This window comes from Streptomyces canus (assembly GCF_041435015.1).
GTDB lineage: Bacteria > Actinomycetota > Actinomycetes > Streptomycetales > Streptomycetaceae > Streptomyces > Streptomyces canus_G.
Genome location: NZ_CP107989.1, coordinates 3,474,570 through 3,492,565, shown reverse-complemented (window position 1 = coordinate 3,492,565; position 17,996 = coordinate 3,474,570). Strand labels below are relative to the sequence as shown.

Annotated in this window: 17 protein-coding genes; 13 read left to right on the top strand and 4 right to left on the bottom strand. The window is 69.8% G+C overall.

From position 1 onward, the window contains the following. The first annotated feature begins 436 nt into the window (after positions 1-436). The 9 genes from OG841_RS15405 to OG841_RS15365 all read left to right on the top strand — a co-directional run bounded on the left by OG841_RS15405 (position 437) and on the right by OG841_RS15365 (position 7,488). Positions 437-787: a DUF3817 domain-containing protein gene (locus tag OG841_RS15405; protein WP_328640947.1), complete on the top strand. Its 351-nt coding sequence runs from the start codon at positions 437-439 to the stop codon at positions 785-787. After that, positions 784-1,077, top strand: a complete 294-nt coding sequence (locus OG841_RS15400) for an MTH1187 family thiamine-binding protein (protein ID WP_057612050.1) — start codon at positions 784-786, stop codon at positions 1,075-1,077. The genes OG841_RS15405 and OG841_RS15400 overlap by 4 nt, the downstream gene beginning before the upstream one ends. A gap of 146 nt (positions 1,078-1,223) precedes the next feature. Beyond that, a complete protein-coding gene (locus tag OG841_RS15395; protein ID WP_328640948.1) occupies positions 1,224-1,976 on the top strand; it encodes a hypothetical protein in 753 nt (250 codons plus the stop codon). Further along, the gene (locus tag OG841_RS15390) at positions 1,973-2,653 is read left to right on the top strand and encodes a DUF4166 domain-containing protein (protein WP_328640949.1); all 681 of its coding nucleotides are present in this window, start codon (positions 1,973-1,975) and stop codon (positions 2,651-2,653) included. Before OG841_RS15395 ends, OG841_RS15390 begins: the two co-directional genes overlap by 4 nt. Further along, complete coding sequence (locus OG841_RS15385; protein WP_328640950.1) at positions 2,650-3,300, top strand: TetR/AcrR family transcriptional regulator; 651 nt, start codon at positions 2,650-2,652, stop codon at positions 3,298-3,300. Before OG841_RS15390 ends, OG841_RS15385 begins: the two co-directional genes overlap by 4 nt. Positions 3,301-3,332: 32 nt before the next feature. Then, on the top strand, positions 3,333-4,247 hold the full coding sequence (locus tag OG841_RS15380; RefSeq protein ID WP_328640951.1) for an SMP-30/gluconolactonase/LRE family protein: 915 nt from the start codon (positions 3,333-3,335) through the stop codon (positions 4,245-4,247). 574 nt (positions 4,248-4,821) lie between these two features. Then, positions 4,822-5,331: a MarR family winged helix-turn-helix transcriptional regulator gene (locus OG841_RS15375; RefSeq protein WP_328640952.1), complete on the top strand. Its 510-nt coding sequence runs from the start codon at positions 4,822-4,824 to the stop codon at positions 5,329-5,331. 43 nt (positions 5,332-5,374) lie between these two features. After that, positions 5,375-5,713, top strand: coding sequence for a DUF3817 domain-containing protein (locus tag OG841_RS15370; protein WP_365119497.1), 339 nt, complete (start codon positions 5,375-5,377; stop codon positions 5,711-5,713). A gap of 74 nt (positions 5,714-5,787) precedes the next feature. Then, positions 5,788-7,488, top strand: a complete 1,701-nt coding sequence (locus tag OG841_RS15365) for an acyl-CoA mutase large subunit family protein (protein ID WP_328640954.1) — start codon at positions 5,788-5,790, stop codon at positions 7,486-7,488. A 15-nt stretch (positions 7,489-7,503) separates the two neighbouring features. On the opposite strand, the gene OG841_RS15360 is transcribed toward OG841_RS15365, so the two are convergent. After that, the gene (locus tag OG841_RS15360; protein ID WP_328640955.1) at positions 7,504-8,130 is read right to left on the bottom strand and encodes a TetR/AcrR family transcriptional regulator; all 627 of its coding nucleotides are present in this window, start codon (positions 8,128-8,130) and stop codon (positions 7,504-7,506) included. Between the two features lie 231 nt (positions 8,131-8,361). Between OG841_RS15360 and OG841_RS15355 the strand changes: the two genes are divergently transcribed. The 4 genes from OG841_RS15355 to OG841_RS15340 all read left to right on the top strand — a co-directional run bounded on the left by OG841_RS15355 (position 8,362) and on the right by OG841_RS15340 (position 12,745). Beyond that, entirely contained in the window at positions 8,362-9,339 is a 978-nt protein-coding gene (locus OG841_RS15355; protein WP_328640956.1) for a tetratricopeptide repeat protein, read from the top strand. A 660-nt stretch (positions 9,340-9,999) separates the two neighbouring features. Beyond that, positions 10,000-10,662 carry a DUF6230 family protein gene (locus tag OG841_RS15350; RefSeq protein WP_328640957.1) on the top strand — a complete coding sequence of 221 codons (663 nt, stop codon included), beginning with the start codon at positions 10,000-10,002 and terminating at the stop codon, positions 10,660-10,662. A gap of 180 nt (positions 10,663-10,842) precedes the next feature. Then, entirely contained in the window at positions 10,843-11,448 is a 606-nt protein-coding gene (locus OG841_RS15345) for a DUF6114 domain-containing protein (RefSeq protein ID WP_328640958.1), read from the top strand. A 94-nt stretch (positions 11,449-11,542) separates the two neighbouring features. Further along, positions 11,543-12,745 carry a hypothetical protein gene (locus OG841_RS15340; protein ID WP_328640959.1) on the top strand — a complete coding sequence of 401 codons (1,203 nt, stop codon included), beginning with the start codon at positions 11,543-11,545 and terminating at the stop codon, positions 12,743-12,745. A gap of 266 nt (positions 12,746-13,011) precedes the next feature. On the opposite strand, the gene pyk is transcribed toward OG841_RS15340, so the two are convergent. The 3 genes from pyk to pta all read right to left on the bottom strand — a co-directional run bounded on the left by pyk (position 13,012) and on the right by pta (position 17,854). Next, positions 13,012-14,436: a pyruvate kinase gene (gene pyk / locus OG841_RS15335; protein ID WP_328640960.1), complete on the bottom strand. Its 1,425-nt coding sequence runs from the start codon at positions 14,434-14,436 to the stop codon at positions 13,012-13,014. A gap of 113 nt (positions 14,437-14,549) precedes the next feature. Continuing rightward, positions 14,550-15,758 (bottom strand): acetate kinase, encoded by a 1,209-nt coding sequence (locus tag OG841_RS15330; protein WP_371565722.1) that lies wholly within the window; start codon positions 15,756-15,758, stop codon positions 14,550-14,552. After that, a complete protein-coding gene (gene pta, locus OG841_RS15325) occupies positions 15,755-17,854 on the bottom strand; it encodes a phosphate acetyltransferase (RefSeq protein ID WP_328640962.1) in 2,100 nt (699 codons plus the stop codon). The genes OG841_RS15330 and pta overlap by 4 nt, the downstream gene beginning before the upstream one ends. Positions 17,855-17,996: the final 142 nt, after the last annotated feature.

Genomic DNA, 17,996 nt, shown 5'->3' with positions numbered 1-17,996 from the left:
CGCCGACAGGTCCTGCGGGTGGAGTCGCACCCTGAGTGGTCCCCCAGGGTGCGGGGCGCCTGCGGCGGCCTGTGCGGGTGCGAGTGCGTGGGGGCGGGCGTTTTGCGCAGTTCCCCGCGCCCCTGATGCCTGCGGCGCAGCTGCCGGTTCGGTGGGGGGTATCCGTCCTCGGTCCGGTGGCTCGGCCCCTTGAGCAGGGCTCGGTGACGGACGCCGGACGCTGCGGGCGGACACCCCCGCCCCGTCCCCTCGCCGCCGTACGCGTCTGCATGTGCGTGCACCAGTCCGACCCAGGGGCGCGGGGAACTGCGCGATCAGCCGCAACGGACCCCAGTCGGACCCCATGCCCCGGCTCCCCGGAACGGTTTGTCACAATGGACGGACGCTTGTGCGTGCGTTCACAAACTGTCGACGTACCTCCCACCGAAGGTGACCCGTGGACCTCAAGACAGCCTCCGCCATCCGACGCCTCCGCCTGGTCTCCGCTCCCGAGGCGATCTCGTTCCTGCTCCTGCTCGTCTGCTCGGTGCTGAAGCGGACCACGGACTTCAACGCCGTGCCGGTGATGGGCATGGTCCACGGCGTCCTGTTCATCCTGTACGTGATCTTCTGGTTCGACGCCTGGAACCGCACCAAGTGGGCCGCCAGGACGGGCATCTGGTACTTCGTGCTCTCCGTGCTGCCGACCGGCGGCTTCTTTGCCGAGCGCAAGCTCAAGCGTGAGGCCGAGAACGCGGTCATCGCCTCCCGTGCCCGCATGGCGAAGGAAGGGGTTGTGGGCGCATGATCGTCGCTTTCTCCGTGACCCCGCTGGGGGTCGGTGAGGACGTCGGGGAGTACGTCGCCGACGCCGTGCGAGTCGTGCGTGAGTCGGGGTTGCCGAACCGTACCGACGCCATGTTCACCTCGATCGAGGGCGAGTGGGACGAGGTCATGGAGGTCGTCAAGCGTGCCGTGGCCGCCGTGGAGGCGCGGGCGCCGCGCGTCTCGCTGGTGCTCAAGGCGGACATCCGCCCCGGAGTGACGGACGGTCTGACCTCCAAGGTGGAGACGGTGGAGCGGCACCTCGCCGACTGACCGAGCCTCACCGCTACACGAACCCCGGCCCGCGCGGGCCGGGGTTTTCTCGTACCTCCTGTTTGAGCGGTCGCTCAAAAGCGTGTACGTTCCTCCTCAGGGTGTTTGAGCGATCGCTCAAATAACGAGCTCACCTGGGGGAATCAATGGGGCTCTACATCGAGGCACGCATCCGCGCCGATCTCGACGATCTCTGGACCCGGACGCAGGAACCGTCCCAGCACCAGCGCTGGGACCTCCGCTTCACCCGGATCACCTACCTCCCGCGCGCGGAGGGCGAGCCGCAGCGCTTCCGTTACGCCACCCGGGTGCTGCCCGGTCTCACCATCGCCGGCACCGGAGTCTCCGCGGGGGAGCGGGAACGCCCCGACGGCACCCGCACCTCCGCCCTGCGCTTCTCCTCCCCGCACCCGCTCTCGCTCCTGGCGGAGGGCAGCGGCTACTGGCGCTACCTCCCCGACGGCGACGGCGTCACCTTCCTCACCGGATACGACTACCGCCCGCGCTGGGGCCGCGTCGGCGCCGTGGCCGACCGCCTCCTCTTCCGCCCCCTGATCGGCTGGGCGACGGCCTGGTCCTTCGACCGGCTGCGCCTGTGGCTGGAACGCGGGATCACCCCGGAACGCGCGCTGCGGAACTGGCTCGCCGAGATCCTCGTCCGCGCCCTCGTCGTGATCGTCGGCGCCGGCGGACTCGGCCTGGAGCGCTTCCTGCACCTCTTCGGCCCACTGGCGGCGTCGATGGCCTACGTCTCGCCACTCCTCCTCGCCCTCGTCATCTCGCTGGCCCTGTTCACGTCACCCCTGCCCGGCACCCCGGCCGCCCGCCGCTGTCTGCGCCGGCCCGTCACACGCGTGCGTACGCCGCGTGTCCTGCGCACCCTGGAGACCCCGCGATGACCTCGATGTTCCGCACCGTGATGGGCGCCGACTTCGACCGCCTGCACCCCCAGCTCCAGCGCCGCTTCTCGGTCGGCCTGACCAGCGGTGAGGCGTGCACCGGCCGGGGTGTGATGGACCGCATCTGGCACGGCGGGGCCTTCGTGAAGCCCTTCCTGGCTCTCGGCACGACGCGCAACATCCTGGTGCCGAGACCGGGGCGGAGCGTGCCGTTCGTGATCGAGAACGTCCCCTACGCGGACACCTACGGTCGTGAGACGGTGACCTTTGTGCGCACTTTCCACCTGCCCGGTCGCCCGCGCCGCTTCGACGCCCAGATGGTGCTGAGCCCCAAGGGAGACCGCATTCTCGACTACCTCGGCACCCACCAGCACCTGGCCAGCGAGCTCCACTTCCGCGCCGAGCCCGACGGCTCGCTGCTGATCCGCTCCGGGGAGCACCGGTTCCGGGAGGGCGTGGTGGACGTCCGGGTGCCCGAGCTGATCGGCGCGACGGCGGAGGTGCGGGAGTCGTACGACGACGGGGCAGGCCGTTTCCGCATCAGCGTCCGGGTCGTCAACCGGTACTTCGGCCCGCTCTTCGGCTACGAGGGCTCCTTCGAGGCGACGTACAGCGACATCGCGGCCCGCGGAGTCCGCCCCGGCCTCCGCCCCGTGCGCGAGGAGGCCCGCGCATGAGCCCCGAGTCCGCCAAGTCCCTGGCGACCAAGACCAAACTCCTGGAAGGCGCCCTGCGCACCCTCACCGAACAGGGCATCGCCAAGACGTCCGCCCGCACGGTCGCTGCGGCCGCCGGGGTCAACCAGGCCTTGGTCTTCTACCACTTCGGCTCGGTCGACGAACTCCTCGCGGCGGCCTGCCGCTACGGCGCGGAGCGCGCGGTGGCCCGCCACCGGGAACGGATGGCCGCCGTGACCTCGCTGTCCGAACTCCTCGCGGTGGGACGGCAGGTCCACGAGGAGGAGCGCGCCGGAGGCCATGTGGCCCTCCTCGGCCAGCTGCTCGCCGGCGCCCAGACCCACGCCACCCTCGGCCCGGCCACCGCGGCGGGCCTGGAGCTGTGGATCGCCGAGATCGAGAAGGTCCTCACCAGGGTCCTCGCGGCCACGCCCTTCGGGGAGTTCGCCGACCCCGCGGGCCTGGCCCGCGCGGTGGCCGCCTCCTTCGTGGGCATCGAGCTGTACGAAGGGGTCGACGCGTCCGGCGCCACTGCGGCCCTGGACGCCCTGGAGCAACTCGGCGTGCTCGTCGCCGCGCTGGAGGACCTGGGCCCGGTCGCCCAGCGCGCGGTGCGCCACCACCTCCGCAGGACCGGCCGCCGCTGACCCCGTCCCACCCCCGACCCGAGGAGGACACCATGCCCGGCTCCGACAGCCTCTACGAGATCCTGGACGACCGCTTCCAGCCCTGTACCAACGGCGACAGCAGGCTGGAGGTCCTGTACGGCGACTGCCGCTGGGCCGAGGGCCCTGTCTACCTGCCCGCCTGGCGGCAGCTGATCTGGAGCGACATCCCGAACGACCGCCTCCTGCGCTGGGACGAGGCCACCGGCACGGTCGGCGTCTTCCGCACCCCGGCGGGCAACATCAACGGCAACACCGTCGACGGCCAGGGCCGCCTCGTCAGCTGCGAACAGGGCAACCGCCGCGTCACCCGTACCGAGCCCGACGGCACGGTGACCGTGCTGGCCGAGCGCTATCAGGGCAAGCGCCTGAACAGCCCGAACGACTCCGCCGTACGCTCCGACGGCACGGTCTGGTTCTCCGACCCGGACTTCGGCATCCTCAGCGACTACGAGGGGCACCGGGCCGAGTCCGAGATCGGCGCGTGCCATGTGTACCGGATCGATCCGGCCACGGGCGACGTGTCTCTCGCCGCCGACGGGCTGGACGGGCCCAACGGGGTGATCCTGTCCCCCGACGAGCAGCGGCTGTACGTCTCCGACTCGCGGGCGGCCCGGATCCACGCGTACGACATCCACGCCGACGGCACCCTCTCTGGCGGCAAGGTCTTCGCCGAAGCCCGCGAAGGCGTCCACTTCGACAACATCCGCTTCGACGACGAGGGCCGACTGTGGGCTGCCGCCCTGGCCGACGGCATCCACTGCTACGCCCCCGACGGCACGCTGATCGGCCGCATCCGGGTCCCTGAGTCGGTGGCCAACGTGACCTTCGGCGGGCCGAAGGGGAACCGGATGTTCATCGCGGCCACGACGTCTCTGTACTCCCTGGTGATGTCGGTGACCGGAGCGAGCCGCGTGCGCGGGGCTTGAGCCGGGCGCCTATGGGGGGGGTGCCGGGTCGGGTTGTCGGGCGGGTGCGGGGTGCGTTGTGGCTGGTCGCGCAGTTCCCCGCGCCCCTGGGGAGACGCAGCCACCGGCGCCATGACGGACCGGTCGTCACCTCGCGCGCCACGACGGAACTGTTCGCCGCACCGCGCGCCACGACGGACTCTTCGCCGCACCGCGCGCCACGACGGACTCTTCGCCGCACCGCGCACCGGACGGACCGCCCTCCACGCCCCGGCGAACCGTTGGCTCCGTACGGCGCGCAGGGGACGGGGGGGCGCCCGCAGCTACCGGCGTCCGTTACCGAGTACAGCTCAATCGACAGCAACCGCCGGAGCGAGGACGGATACCCCCCACCCCGGCCCCGACCCACCCACCGAACCGCACGCGCTACATCCGCCCCCGCCGGGGCCGTGCAGGCCGCCGCAGGCATCCAGGGGCGCGGGGAACTGCGCACAACGCCCGCCCCCACCGAACCCGCAGCCACCCGACAACCCACCCCCGTCTGATGGGCGAGACGGTGCTGACCACGATGTGACCGGCCGGTAAGGTCGTTGCCGTGCCGAAGCCGCTCAGTCTTCCCTTCGACCCCATCGCCCGCGCCGACGAACTCTGGAAGCAGCGCTGGGGAAACGTGCCGTCCATGGCCGCGATCACCTCCATCATGCGGGCGCACCAGATCCTGCTCGGTGAGGTCGACGCGGTCGTCAAGCCGTACGGGCTGACGTTCGCGCGGTACGAGGCACTGGTGCTGCTCAACTTCTCCAAGGCCGGCGAGCTGCCGATGTCGAAGATCGGTGAGCGGCTGATGGTGCATCCCACGTCGGTCACCAACACCGTGGACCGCCTGGTCAGGTCCGGTCTGGTCGACAAGCGCCCGAACCCCAACGACGGCCGCGGCACCCTCGCCTCCATCACCGACAAGGGCCGCGAGGTCGTCGAGGCCGCCACGCGTGACCTCATGGCGATGGACTTCGGGCTCGGCGTGTACGACGCCGAGGAGTGTGCGGAGATCTTCGCGATGCTGCGGCCGCTACGGGTCGCCGCGAGCGACTTCGACGAGGACTGACCCGCGGGAAGATCGCCCGGAACGCGTGGTTACGCTCGTAGGCATGAAAAAGAGCGTGCTGACCCGCTACCGCGTCCTGGCCTACGTCACCGGTGTGCTGCTGGTCCTGCTGTGCCTGAGCATGATCGCCAAGTACGGCCTGGACATCGACGGCGCCGCGGACGTCACCCGCGTCGTCGCCATCGCGCACGGCTGGCTGTACGTGGTCTACCTGGTCTTCGCCTTCGACCTGGGTTCCAAGGCGAGGTGGCCCATCCTCAAGCAGGTCTGGGTACTGCTCGCCGGGACCATTCCGACGGCCGCCTTCTTCGTGGAGCGGAAGATCAGCCGCGAGCTGGAGGGCCGGTTCACCGAAGAGGCCCCCGCGCCCGTAAAGGCGTAACCCCCACCGCCGTACGGCACGCGTACGGCGGTCGTTCTTCGCATTTACTTGGACGTCCTAGTAACTTCGATGGTATGGACGCTGACGCCATCGAAGAGGGCCGCCGACGCTGGCAGGCCCGGTACGACGCCTCGCGCAAGCGTGAGGCCGACTTCAGCACGCTCTCGGGTGATCCCGTGGAGCCGGTGTACGGGCCACGGCCGGGGGACGCGTACGAGGGCTTCGAGCGGATCGGGTGGCCGGGGGAGTACCCCTTCACGCGCGGGCTGTATCCGACGGGCTACCGGGGGCGGACGTGGACCATCCGCCAGTTCGCCGGGTTCGGGAACGCCGAGCAGACCAACGAGCGGTACAAGAAGATCCTCGCCAACGGAGGCGGCGGCCTGTCGGTCGCCTTCGACATGCCGACGCTGATGGGGCGGGACTCCGACGACCCCCGCTCCCTCGGCGAGGTAGGGCACTGCGGCGTCGCCATCGACTCGGCGGCGGACATGGAGGTCCTGTTCCAGGGCATTCCGCTGGGTGACGTCACGACGTCGATGACGATCAGTGGACCGGCCGTCCCCGTCTTCTGCATGTACCTGGTCGCGGCCGAGCGACAGGGCGTGGATCCCGCCGTCCTCAACGGCACGCTCCAGACGGACATCTTCAAGGAGTACATCGCCCAGAAGGAGTGGCTCTTCCAGCCCGAGCCGCACCTGCGCCTGATCGGCGACCTGATGGAGTACTGCGCGGCCGGCATCCCCGCCTACAAGCCGCTGTCCGTCTCCGGGTACCACATCCGTGAGGCAGGCTCGACGGCCGCACAGGAGCTGGCGTACACGCTCGCGGACGGGTTCGGGTACGTGGAACTGGGGCTGTCGCGCGGGCTGGACGTCGACGTGTTCGCGCCCGGGCTCTCCTTCTTCTTCGACGCGCACGTCGACTTCTTCGAGGAGATCGCCAAGTTCCGGGCGGCGCGGCGCATTTGGGCGCGGTGGATGCGGGACGTGTACGGGGCGCGCTCCGAGAAGGCGCAGTGGCTGCGGTTCCACACCCAGACCGCGGGTGTCTCGCTGACCGCGCAGCAGCCGTACAACAACGTGGTGCGTACGGCGGTCGAGGCGCTGGCCGCGGTCCTGGGCGGGACCAACTCCCTGCACACCAACGCGCTGGACGAGACGCTCGCGCTCCCCTCCGAGCAGGCCGCGGAGATCGCGCTGCGCACCCAGCAGGTGCTCATGGAGGAGACCGGGGTGGCGAGCGTGGCCGACCCGTTGGGCGGTTCCTGGTTCGTCGAGCAACTGACGGACCGGATCGAGGCGGACGCGGAGAAGATCTTCGAGCAGATCAAGGAGCGCGGGCTCAGGGCGCACCCCGACGGGCAGCATCCCATCGGGCCCGTCACCTCCGGCATCCTGCGCGGCATCGAGGACGGCTGGTTCACGGGCGAGATCGCCGAGTCGGCCTTCCGGTACCAACAGGGCCTGGAGAAGGGGGAGAAGAGGGTCGTGGGGGTGAACGTCCACCATGGCTCGGTCACCGGCGACCTGGAGATCCTGCGGGTGAGTCACGAGGTGGAACGGGAGCAGGTGCGGGTGCTGGGCGGTCGTAAGGCCGCTCGGGACGAGGCCGCCGTGCGAACCGCCCTGGACGGCATGCTCGTTGCCGCCCGCGACGGGTCCAACATGATCGAGCCGATGCTGGACGCGGTGCGGGCGGAGGCGACCCTCGGGGAGATCTGCGGGGTGCTGAGGGACGAGTGGGGGGAGTACACGGAACCCGCGGGGTTCTGACCTCGCCTGCGCACCTCACTCCACGGCCGACCCCGACAGGCCCGTCAACAGCATCTGGGTGAAGCCGTGGACCCATGCCTCGTCCGCCGGTTCCGCGCTGACCAGGGTGCGGTGGACCACCGCACCCGCCACCATGTCGAAGATCAGGTCGACCGTGCGGGCCGCTTCCGAGGGATCCGCCTCCGGCGGGAGTTCGCCGCGGGCCTGGGCGCGTTCCCGGCCCTCGAGGACCAGACGTTTCTGACGTTCGACGATCGACGACCGGATGCGTTCGCGCAGCGCGTCGTCGCGGCATGACTCCGCGACCACCGCCATCAGCCCGTTCTGGGCCTCCGGTCGCGCCAGGATCGCCGCGAACTGGAGGACGACGCCTTCGATGTCCGCGGCGAGGGTCCCGCTGTCGGGGAGTTCCAGCTCGTCGAAGAGTTCGGCCACCGCGTCGACGACGAGCTCGTTCTTGCCGGCCCAGCGGCGGTAGAGGGTGGTTTTCGCGACCCCCGCGCGGGTAGCCACATCTCCCAGCGTGAGCTTCGACCAGCCCAGCTCCACCAGCGCCGCCCTCGTCGCCGCGAGGATCGCGGTGTCCGCGGCGGCGCTGCGCGGGCGTCCTGTGGCGCGTGGGGCGGGGGTGCGGCTCTGCATCCACCGACCATAACCGGCGGTTCTCGGTCGCAGTGAGAGAGATCACCGGGGTGGGGTACCGGGCAGGCACTCGGTGCCATTACGCTACGACTCGTAGCGAAAGCTCGCGACGGACGTACGCGAGCGGTGGTACGCACGGCGTGGGGTGGGGACCCGGCGTCAGGACCGCGCTGCACGACCGGCTTTCACATCGCTTTTCACAGACGCGTGTCCGCGGGGGAGGATAGACGCATGCAGCCACGGAACATGTCCATGAGCGGAGTCGTCGACCTCGCCGCGGTGAAGGCGGCCCAGGAGGCCAAGGCGAAGGCGGAGCAGGCGCGCGCCGAAGCCACCCGGCAGGGCGGCGGCCCGGGTGCCGTCTCCCCCGCCGATCTCGTCATCGACGTAGACGAGGCGGGCTTCGAGCGCGATGTCCTGCAGCGGTCCACCGAGGTCCCGGTCGTCATCGACTTCTGGGCCGAGTGGTGCGAGCCCTGCAAGCAGCTGAGCCCTGTCCTCGAGCAGCTCGTCCTCGAGTACAACGGACGCCTGCTCCTCGCCAAGATCGACGTCGACGCCAACCAGATGCTGATGCAGCAGTTCGGGGTGCAGGGCATCCCGGCCGTGTTCGCCGTCGTCGCCGGCCAGGCCCTGCCCCTCTTCCAGGGTGCGGCGGGCAAGGAGCAGATCCAGCAGACCCTGGACCAGTTGGTGCAGGTCGCCGAGCAGCGCTTCGGGCTGACCGGTCTCGCGGTCGACCCGGACGCCGACCCCGGCGCCGCTCCGCAGCCCGCGGCCGTGCCCGCGGGACCGTACGACGCACTCCTCGAAGCCGCCGTACACGCCCTGGACGCAGGGGACTTCGGCGGTGCCGTCCAGGCGTACAAGAACGTACTGAGTGACGACCCCGGCAACAGCGAGGCCAAACTGGGGCTCGCCCAGGCCGAGTTGCTCCAGCGGGTGCAGAGCCTCGACCCGCAGCAGGTGCGCAAGGAGGCGGCCGAGAAGCCGGGTGACGCACAGGCGCAGATCGCCGCCGCCGACCTGGATCTGGTCGGCGGTCATGTCGAGGACGCGTTCGGCCGGCTCATCGACACCGTGCGGCGCACGGCGGGTGACGAGCGGGACACCGTACGGATTCGGCTACTTGAGCTCTTCGAGGTGGTCGGCGCCGACGATCCGCGGGTGTCGGCGGCCCGCAGGGCGCTCTCCCGCGCCCTGTTCTGAGCGGGGGGTCGAGCGGGGCGCGAGCCCGGTTCTGACCAGTTGCTAAACACCACGGCATGTGGTGCCCGAGTGAAAGATTTGCCGTCAGAACGTCACTGCGGCCGCGCTTTGCCAAAACTTGGTAAACGCGGCCGCTGTTACTTCCAGTAAGCCAGAGCCGTTGATCTGTCGGATTCTGTCCATCGATCAACTGCTTTGTCATCCCCCTGTTTGCCACCCAGCGTCGTCGACCGAGACCAGTGGGTCGTTGTTCGGTTATCCGGCCGTTACTACCGAGTAACGAAGCCCCTTGTGCGGGCGGCGAGAATGCACCACGATCGGCGACGCTCGGTCCTTTCCCGTACCCCGACAGCCGGTCGGGCGGCGGGATTCCTTGGGTCCCCACCGAGCAGGGTCGGCGGCAGGTGCGCCGGCTCTTGGACAGGGGGGTCTTCGCCCATCCGGCGGAGCCTGTCCAGCAAGGTTGTGCGTGATGCGTGTCAGGCGCGACCAGTGGTTGTCGCTCGGGGGTGATCGCCGGTGATCGGTGCGCGGTTCGCGCCTCCGAGTGCGGGCGCTCTCCTTCCCGAGGACGTAGCACTTCTCCCATCCCTGCCCGGCTGAGCTCCTTTCGACAGGGGCAGTCAGGGTCAGGAGATGTACGTCCGAGAAGGAGGAAATATGCAGTCCCAGGTGCGTGGCGGGACCAGATGGAAGCGCTTCGCTGTGGTCATGGTGCCCAGCGTCGCCGCGGCCGCGGCAGTGGGTGTCGGGCTTGCGCAGGGTGCGCTCGCCGCGTCGTTCAGCGTGTCCGGCCAGGAGTTCAAGGTGAAGGCCGGCCACCTCGAGGGCCAGGGCTTCGCCCAGTACGGCGGTATCGACACCGGTTACACGTCGACCGACGGCAAGAACAAGGGCGCGGTGCACCCGGTCGCGATCTCGTCGTTCCGTACGGCGCAGATCACGAACATGTGCCAGTCGGTCAAGACCGAGATCCCGCTCATAGGCAAGACGATCTACCTTCGTCTTGACGCGGGTCCGGACGCGGACCACAAGGTCGAGGCCGAGAACCTCTACATCGACGTCGCCCAGCTCGACGCCGATGCGACGTTCCACAACATCGACATCGGTGTGGCCGCCCAGGACAGCGCCAAGAGCAAGGGTGGCAAGGGTCCGGAGATCAAGTCCGGCGACAACGTCCTGCCCGGCGGCTTCGCTCAGCAGGCCGAGTCGGCCGACCTGTCGAACGTCGAGCAGACGGCGTGGGCCACCACGGCAGGCACCTTCAAGCTCAGCGGCCTGAAGATGCGCCTTGGCACCGACTCCAAGATGGAGTGCTTCTGACGGCTGAGGCCGCAGGGTGACTCAGCGCGCTGAGTGGCCCCGGGGCGGGGAGGCAGGCGCTTCTCCGCCCCGCATGGCAGGCCCGGCGTCCGCCGGACCGCATGCACACAGACAGACTTTCCGGTTCTCCATGCCTTCGGCCGAGCCGGTACGTACTTCCGGACCCAGGGAGCTTTTTCCATGAGTGCCGAGACTCCGGTCCAGAGCGCCGGGACCTTCACCCGGTCGCGCCTGCGATTCCGTGCCTGGCGAGGCCGCCGCCCGTTCTGGGCAGGTCTGTTCACGCTGCTCGGCGGCCTGCCGATCGCCTACTTCCCGTACGCCACGGTCAAGTTGGGCACCATGTCCATCGCCATGGCGACCACCGCGGGTGCGGGCTCCCTCATCATCGGCATACTGCTGTTCACGCTGGGTCTGACCATGTGGTTCCAGCAGGCCACGCGGATCTTCGCCGGCGTCGCCGCGATCGTCCTCGCCCTGGTGTCCCTGGTGGTCTCCAACATCGGCGGCTTCATCCTGGGCTTCCTGTTCGCCCTGGTCGGTGGAGCGCTCGCCGTCTCGTGGGCGCCTGGAGCGCCACCCCAGCCGCAGCCGATGGGCGAGGACGGGACGCAGGGCGGTGCGCCCCAGGGCGCCGACCCCGACACCGCGATCCTCAGGCCCGTGACGGACGAGCCCGCGCCGTACCAGGCGCCTGAGCCCCGTCGTGACGGATCGTCGGACCGGACGCCCGAGAGCGCCTGGGCCGGCGGCGACGACGCGAACGGGGGTTACCGTGTCGGCTGAGAACCTCCATGGCGAGGGCTCCGCGGCCGCCGCGGAGGTCAGAACCGGGCCCCGGCACGCGGCGCCCAAAAAGCCTCTGTTCAACAGGTTCCACATGCCGGCCGGCAAAGCGATAGCCATGGCGGCGATGCCGACCGCGGTCCTCATGGGCATCGGGTTCACGCCGACACTCGCCCTGGCCGACGACGCGCCGACCGCGAAGAGCCTGACGGCGGACGAGTACAAGGACTGCATCGCGGCGCTGGACGGTGCGTCCCCGTCCGCCTCGGCGAGCCCGTCCTCGTCCCCGGACGACTCGGCTACGGCGACGCCGTCCCCGTCGGCCTCCTCCGGCTCGGGATCGGACTCGGGCTCGGGCGACTCCTCGTCGGATTCAGGTTCCGACGACAAGGCCACGCCCACGCCCACGCCGTCCGCGTCCGCGAGCAAGGAGGAGAGCAGCTCCTCCTCCGGAAGCTCCGGCTCCGACACCGCCACGGCGTCCCCCTCGGCCTCCGCGAGCGACGACGGCAACCTCCTGACGGACATCGGCGACGCGATCACCGGGATCTTCACGGGTGGCTCCGCCTCCGGCGACGCGTCCGGTGCCAGCCCTACGCCGACCCCCTCGGCCTCGGCGTCCAAGAGCGCGGACGACACCGCCAAGGAGACGACCGACAAGGTCACCGACACGGTGAAGGACACCGTGAAGGACACCACCGACACGGCGTCCAAGGCGGCCGAGGACACCACCAAGGCCGTCGAGGACACCACCAAGGCGGCCGAGGAGGCGGCGGCGGACGCCACGGCCTCCCCGAGCCCGTCCGCGAGCTCCACCACGGACCCGGAGGACTGCCCGGTCGCCACGGACGACGTGGGCGACACCGAGCCCGGAGTGACGGTGGCGGAGAACGCCTGGACCCTGAAGGCCAGTTCGCTGCTGCTCAAGGGCGCGGACTACCAGGGCGTCGTGAAGGTCAAGACCGCGAGCGGCAAGACCAAGAAGGTGCTGAAGTACGTCATCTCCGGCGGCACCGAGATCGGTGACCTCCACCAGATCGTCACCGAGCGCGGCAAGACGTATCACGTGCAGGCGGGCAAGGGCACGACGTCCACGATCACTGATGGCAAGACGACCATGTACACCGAGAGCATCTCCGGCAACCTGCTGGGGCTGATCCCGATCACGTTCAGCCCGGACAGCCCCCCGCCGCTGAACATCCCGTTGATCTACTTCACCAATGTGACGGTCCAGCAGGCCGCCCAGTACGGCGGGACGCTGACCGTGCCCGGGATGCACCAGTACAGCGAGGGCTGACCAGCGCCCCTCACAAACCCTTCCGGGAGCCGCACACACGCCGAGGGCGTCCTCTTCACCAGAGGGCGCCCTCGGCGCGTACGTGAGCCCTGAGGGCCGTCACAGAGCGGCTCGCGGCGGAGCGCTGATGGGCGATCGGGAGGCCCTGTACGACGCCTCCCTGCCCCTGGCCCCCGGACTTCCCCGCGGACGCGGCACGATCGGCTGAGTACACGCATCGAGGGCGCCCCCTGCCACAGGGGACGCCCTCGATGTCGTACGGATTCCTACTGCGCGCCGCCGATGTGGTGCACGCGGAGCATGTTGGTGGTGCCGGCCACGCCGGGGGGCGAGCCGGCGGTGATGATGACGATCTCGCCCGGGTTGAAGCGGTTGATCTTGGCGATCTCCTGGTCGACCATGTCGACCATCTCGTCCGTGGTGTTCACGAACGGCACCACGTGCGACTCCACGCCCCAGCTGAGGGTGAGCTGGTTGCGGGTGTTCTCGTCGGTGGTGAAGGCGATGATCGGCTGCTGCGCGCGGTAGCGCGACAGGCGGCGCGCGGTGTCGCCGGACTGGGTGAAGGCCACCAGGCCGCGGCCGCCGAGGAAGTCGGCGATCTCGCAGGCCGCGCGGGCGACCGAACCACCCTGGGTGCGGGGCTTCTTGCCGGGGACCAGCGGCTGGAGGCCCTTCGACATCAGCTCCTGCTCGGCCGCGACGACGATCTTCGACATCGTCTTGACGGTCTCGACCGGGTACGCGCCCACGCTCGACTCCGCCGACAGCATGACCGCGTCCGCGCCGTCCAGGATCGCGTTGGCCACGTCGGAGGCCTCGGCGCGGGTCGGGCGGGAGTTGGTGATCATCGACTCCATCATCTGGGTCGCCACGATCACCGGCTTGGCGTTGCGGCGGCACAGCTCGATGAGGCGCTTCTGCACCATCGGGACCTTCTCGAGCGGGTACTCGACGGCCAGGTCACCACGGGCCACCATGACGGCGTCGAACGCCATCACGACGCCCTCCATGTTGTCCACCGCCTGCGGCTTCTCCACCTTGGCGATGACGGGGACCCGGCGGCCCTCCTCGTCCATCACCTTGTGGACGTCGTCGACGTCCTTGGCGTCCCGCACGAAGGACAGCGCGACCATGTCGCAGCCCATGCGCAGCGCGAAACGGAGGTCCTCGACGTCCTTCTCGCTCAGCGCCGGGACGTTCACCGCCGCGCCGGGCAGGTTGATGCCCTTGTGGTCGGAGACGACACCGCCCTCGATGACCATCGTCTTGACCCGCGGGCCCTCGACGTCCAGGACCTTCAGCTCGACGTTGCCGTCGTTGATGAGGATCTGGTCGCCGCGGGAGACGTCACCGGGCAGGCCCTTGTAGGTCGTCCCGCAGATGGTCCTGTCACCCGGGACGTCCTCGGCGGTGATGACGAACTCGTCACCGCGCTCCAGCTCCACCGGTCCCTCGGCGAAGGTCTCCAGGCGGATCTTCGGGCCCTGCAGGTCGGCGAGGACACCGATGGCCCGGCCGGTCTCCTTGGCGGCGGCACGGACGCGGTCGTACCGCCCCTGGTGCTCGGCGTGCGTGCCGTGGCTGAAGTTGAAACGGGCCACGTTCATGCCGGCTTCGATCAGCGAGACCAGCATCTCGTGGGAGTCGACCGCGGGGCCGAGAGTACAGACGATTTTCGAACGGCGCATGGGGCGATCCTATCGGTTTGTTTCGCTGCGGAATATTCCGTCTGGCGGAAGATACAAATGGGCGGAACGTCGCTCAGCTGGGTTACCGCTCAGTCGCCACGCGGAGCCGCAAATCAATGCCGTGCGACCAGTGCGTAGGTCTGCGTCGCGATTTCCAGTTCTTCGTCGGTCGGCACCACGGCGACCTTCACCCGTGCGTCGGCGGGCGAGATCAGCCGCGGTTCGTCGCTCCGTACGGCGTTGAGCTCACGGTCCACCGCAAGGCCCAGGGTCTCCAGGCCCGCCACGGCGGCCTCCCGCACCGGCGCCGCGTTCTCGCCGACCCCGGCGGTGAACGCGATCGCGTCCACCGTACCGAGAACGGCGTAATAGGCGCCGATGTACTTCTTCAGACGGTGAATGTAGATGTCGAAGGCGAGCTCGGCCTGCTCGTCCCCCTCGTCGATCCGGCGCCGAATCTCCCGCATGTCGTTGTCGCCGCAGAGGCCGACCAGTCCGCTCTTCTTGTTGAGGAGAGTGTCGATTTCGTCGATGGACATTTTGCCAACGCGCGCCAAATGGAAGATGACGGCCGGATCGGTGTCTCCGGAGCGCGTACCCATCACGAGTCCCTCCAAAGGCGTCAGCCCCATGGAGGTGTCCACGCACCTGCCGCCCCGGACCGCGGAGGCGCTCGCGCCGTTGCCCAGGTGCAGCACGATCACGTTGACGTCCTGGGGTGCCTTGCCCAGCAGCTTCGCGGTCGCCCGGGACACGTAGGCGTGCGAGGTGCCGTGGAAGCCGTAGCGCCGGATGCGGTGCGCGTCGGCGGTCTCCACGTCGATCGCGTAGCGCGCGGCCGACTCCGGCATCGTGGTGTGGAAGGCGGTGTCGAAGACGGCGACCTGGGGCAGGTCCGGGCGCAGCGCCCGCGCGGTGCGGATGCCGGTGAGGTTGGCCGGGTTGTGCAGCGGGGCGACCGGGATCAGCCGCTCGATCTCGGCGAGCACGGTCTCGTCGATCACCGTCGGTTCGGTGAAGGTCTTGCCGCCGTGCACCACACGGTGGCCTATCGCGACCAGCTCGGGGGAGTCGAGGCCGAGCCCGTCCTTCGACAGTTCTTCGGATACGGCCTTCAGCGCGGCGTCGTGATCGGCGATCGGGCCGGTCCACTCGCGCGGGTCCCCGCCGGTCGCCAGCGGCGTGTGCTTGAGCCGCGAGGACTGCTCACCGATGCGCTCGACGAGCCCCGCCGCCAGCCGGCTGCTGTCCCGCATGTCGAGCAGCTGGTACTTCACGGACGAGGAGCCGGAGTTGAGGACGAGGACGCGGCTGGCGCTCACTGGGCGGTGGCCTCTTCTGTGGAGAGAGTCGGGATCTGGGCCTGGATCGCCGTGATGGCGACGGTGTTGACGATGTCCGAGACGAGGGCGCCTCGGGACAGGTCGTTGACGGGCTTGCGCAGCCCCTGGAGCACCGGCCCGACGGCGATCGCGCCGGCCGAACGCTGCACGGCCTTGTAGGTGTTGTTACCGGTGTTGAGGTCGGGGAAGATCAACACGCTGGCCTGACCCGCGACTTCGGAGCCGGGCAGCTTGGTCTGCGCCACGGTCGGCTCGACGGCCGCGTCGTACTGGATCGGCCCCTCGATCTTGAGGTCGGGCCGCCGCTGCCGCACCAGCTCGGTGGCCTCGCGCACCTTGTCGACGTCGGCGCCCGAGCCCGACGTACCGGTGGAGTACGACAGCATCGCGATCCGCGGCTCCACGCCGAACTGCTCGGCGGTCGCGGCCGACTGGATGGCGATGTCGGCGAGCTGCACGGCGTCGGGGTCGGGGTTCACGGCGCAGTCGCCGTACACCAGCACCTTGTCGGTGAGGCACATGAAGAAGACCGACGAGACGATGTCGGCGTCCGGCTTGGTCTTGATGATCTCGAAGGCGGGGCGGATGGTCGCCGCCGTGGAGTGCACCGAACCGGACACCATGCCGTCGGCGAGGCCCTCCTGGACCATCAGGGTGCCGAAGTAGTTCACGTCGGAGACGACGTCGTAGGCCAGCTCGACCGTGACGCCCTTGTGGGCCCTGAGGGCCGCGTACTTCTCGGCGAAGGTGTCACGCAGTTCGGAGGTCGCCGGGTCGATCAACTGGCAGTCGCCGAGGTCGATGCCGAGGTCGGCGGCCTTCTTGCGGATCTGGTCGAGCGGGCCGAGCAGCGTGAGGTCGCACACGCCCCGGCGCAGCAGGACCTCGGCGGCGTGCAGCACGCGCGGCTCGGTGCCCTCGGGCAGGACGACACGGCGCTTGTCGGAGCGGGCCGTCTCCAGGAGCTTGTGCTCGAACATCATCGGGGTGAGGCGGTCGCTGCTCGGCGCGGAGACCCGGCGGGCGAGGTCGGCGGTGTCGGCGTACCGCTCGAAGAGACCGAGCGCGGTCTCCGCCTTGCGGGGCGTGGCCGCGTTCAGCTTCCCTTCCAGCGCGAAGAGTTCGGCGGCGGTGGGGAAGCTGGTGCCGGCCACCGAGAGCACCGGGGTGCCGGGGGCCAGGCGGGCGGCGAGGGTGAGGACGTCGTCGCCCGGGACCTCGTTCAGGGTGAGCAGCACACCGGCTATCGGCGGGGTGCCGGCGCTGTGCGCGGCGAGCGAACCGACGACCAGGTCCGCGCGGTCGCCCGGGGTGACCACCAGGCAGCCGGGGGTCAGGGCCTTCAGGAAGTTCGGCAGCATCGCGCCGCCGAAGACGAAGTCCAGGGCGTCCCGGGCGAGCCCGGAGTCGTCGCCGAGGACCACCCGGGCATCGAGGGCCTGTCCGATCTGGGCGACGGTGGGCGCGGCCAGGGCGGGATCGTCCGGCACGACGTAACAGGGCACGGGCAGGCGGCCCGAGAGCCGCTCGGCGATCTCGTCCCGGTCCTCCCGGACCACCCGGTTGGTGACCATGGCGAGGACGTCGCAGCCCAGGCCGTCGTAGGCCCGGTAGGCGTTGCGGGTCTCGGCGAGCACCGACTCGGCGGCCTGCCCCCGACCGCCCACGACCGGGATCACGGAGGCGCCGAACTCGTTGGCCAGCCGGGCGTTGAGGGAGAGCTCGTCCGGGAGCTGGGTGTCGGCGAAGTCGGTGCCGAGGACCAGGACGACGTCGTAGTCGCGGGCCACCAGGTGGAAGCGGTCGACCAGGGTGGAGACCAGTTCGTCGGTGCCCTGCTCGGCCTGCAGCGCGGAGGCCTCGTGGTAGTCGAGGCCGTAGACGGTGGCCGGGTCCTGGGTGAGCCGGTAGCGGGCGCGCAGCAGCTCGAAGAGCCGGTCGGGGCTGTGGTGCACCAGCGGCCGGAACACCCCCACCCGGTCGACCTGGCGGGTCAGGAGCTCCATGACCCCCAGCTCGACGACCTGGCGGCCGTCGCCGCGGTCGATCCCGGTCACGTACACGCTGCGGGTCACGCGTGATCTCCGTTCCATCGCCTTCGAAAAAGTCGCTGTCATGAAAATCGCCCACCGAGGTGAGCGGAAACCCTCTTGACAATACCCCGGACGATGGATAAGGCGCCCGCCAGCACGGGGTGCTACGACCCCGTGCGGGACG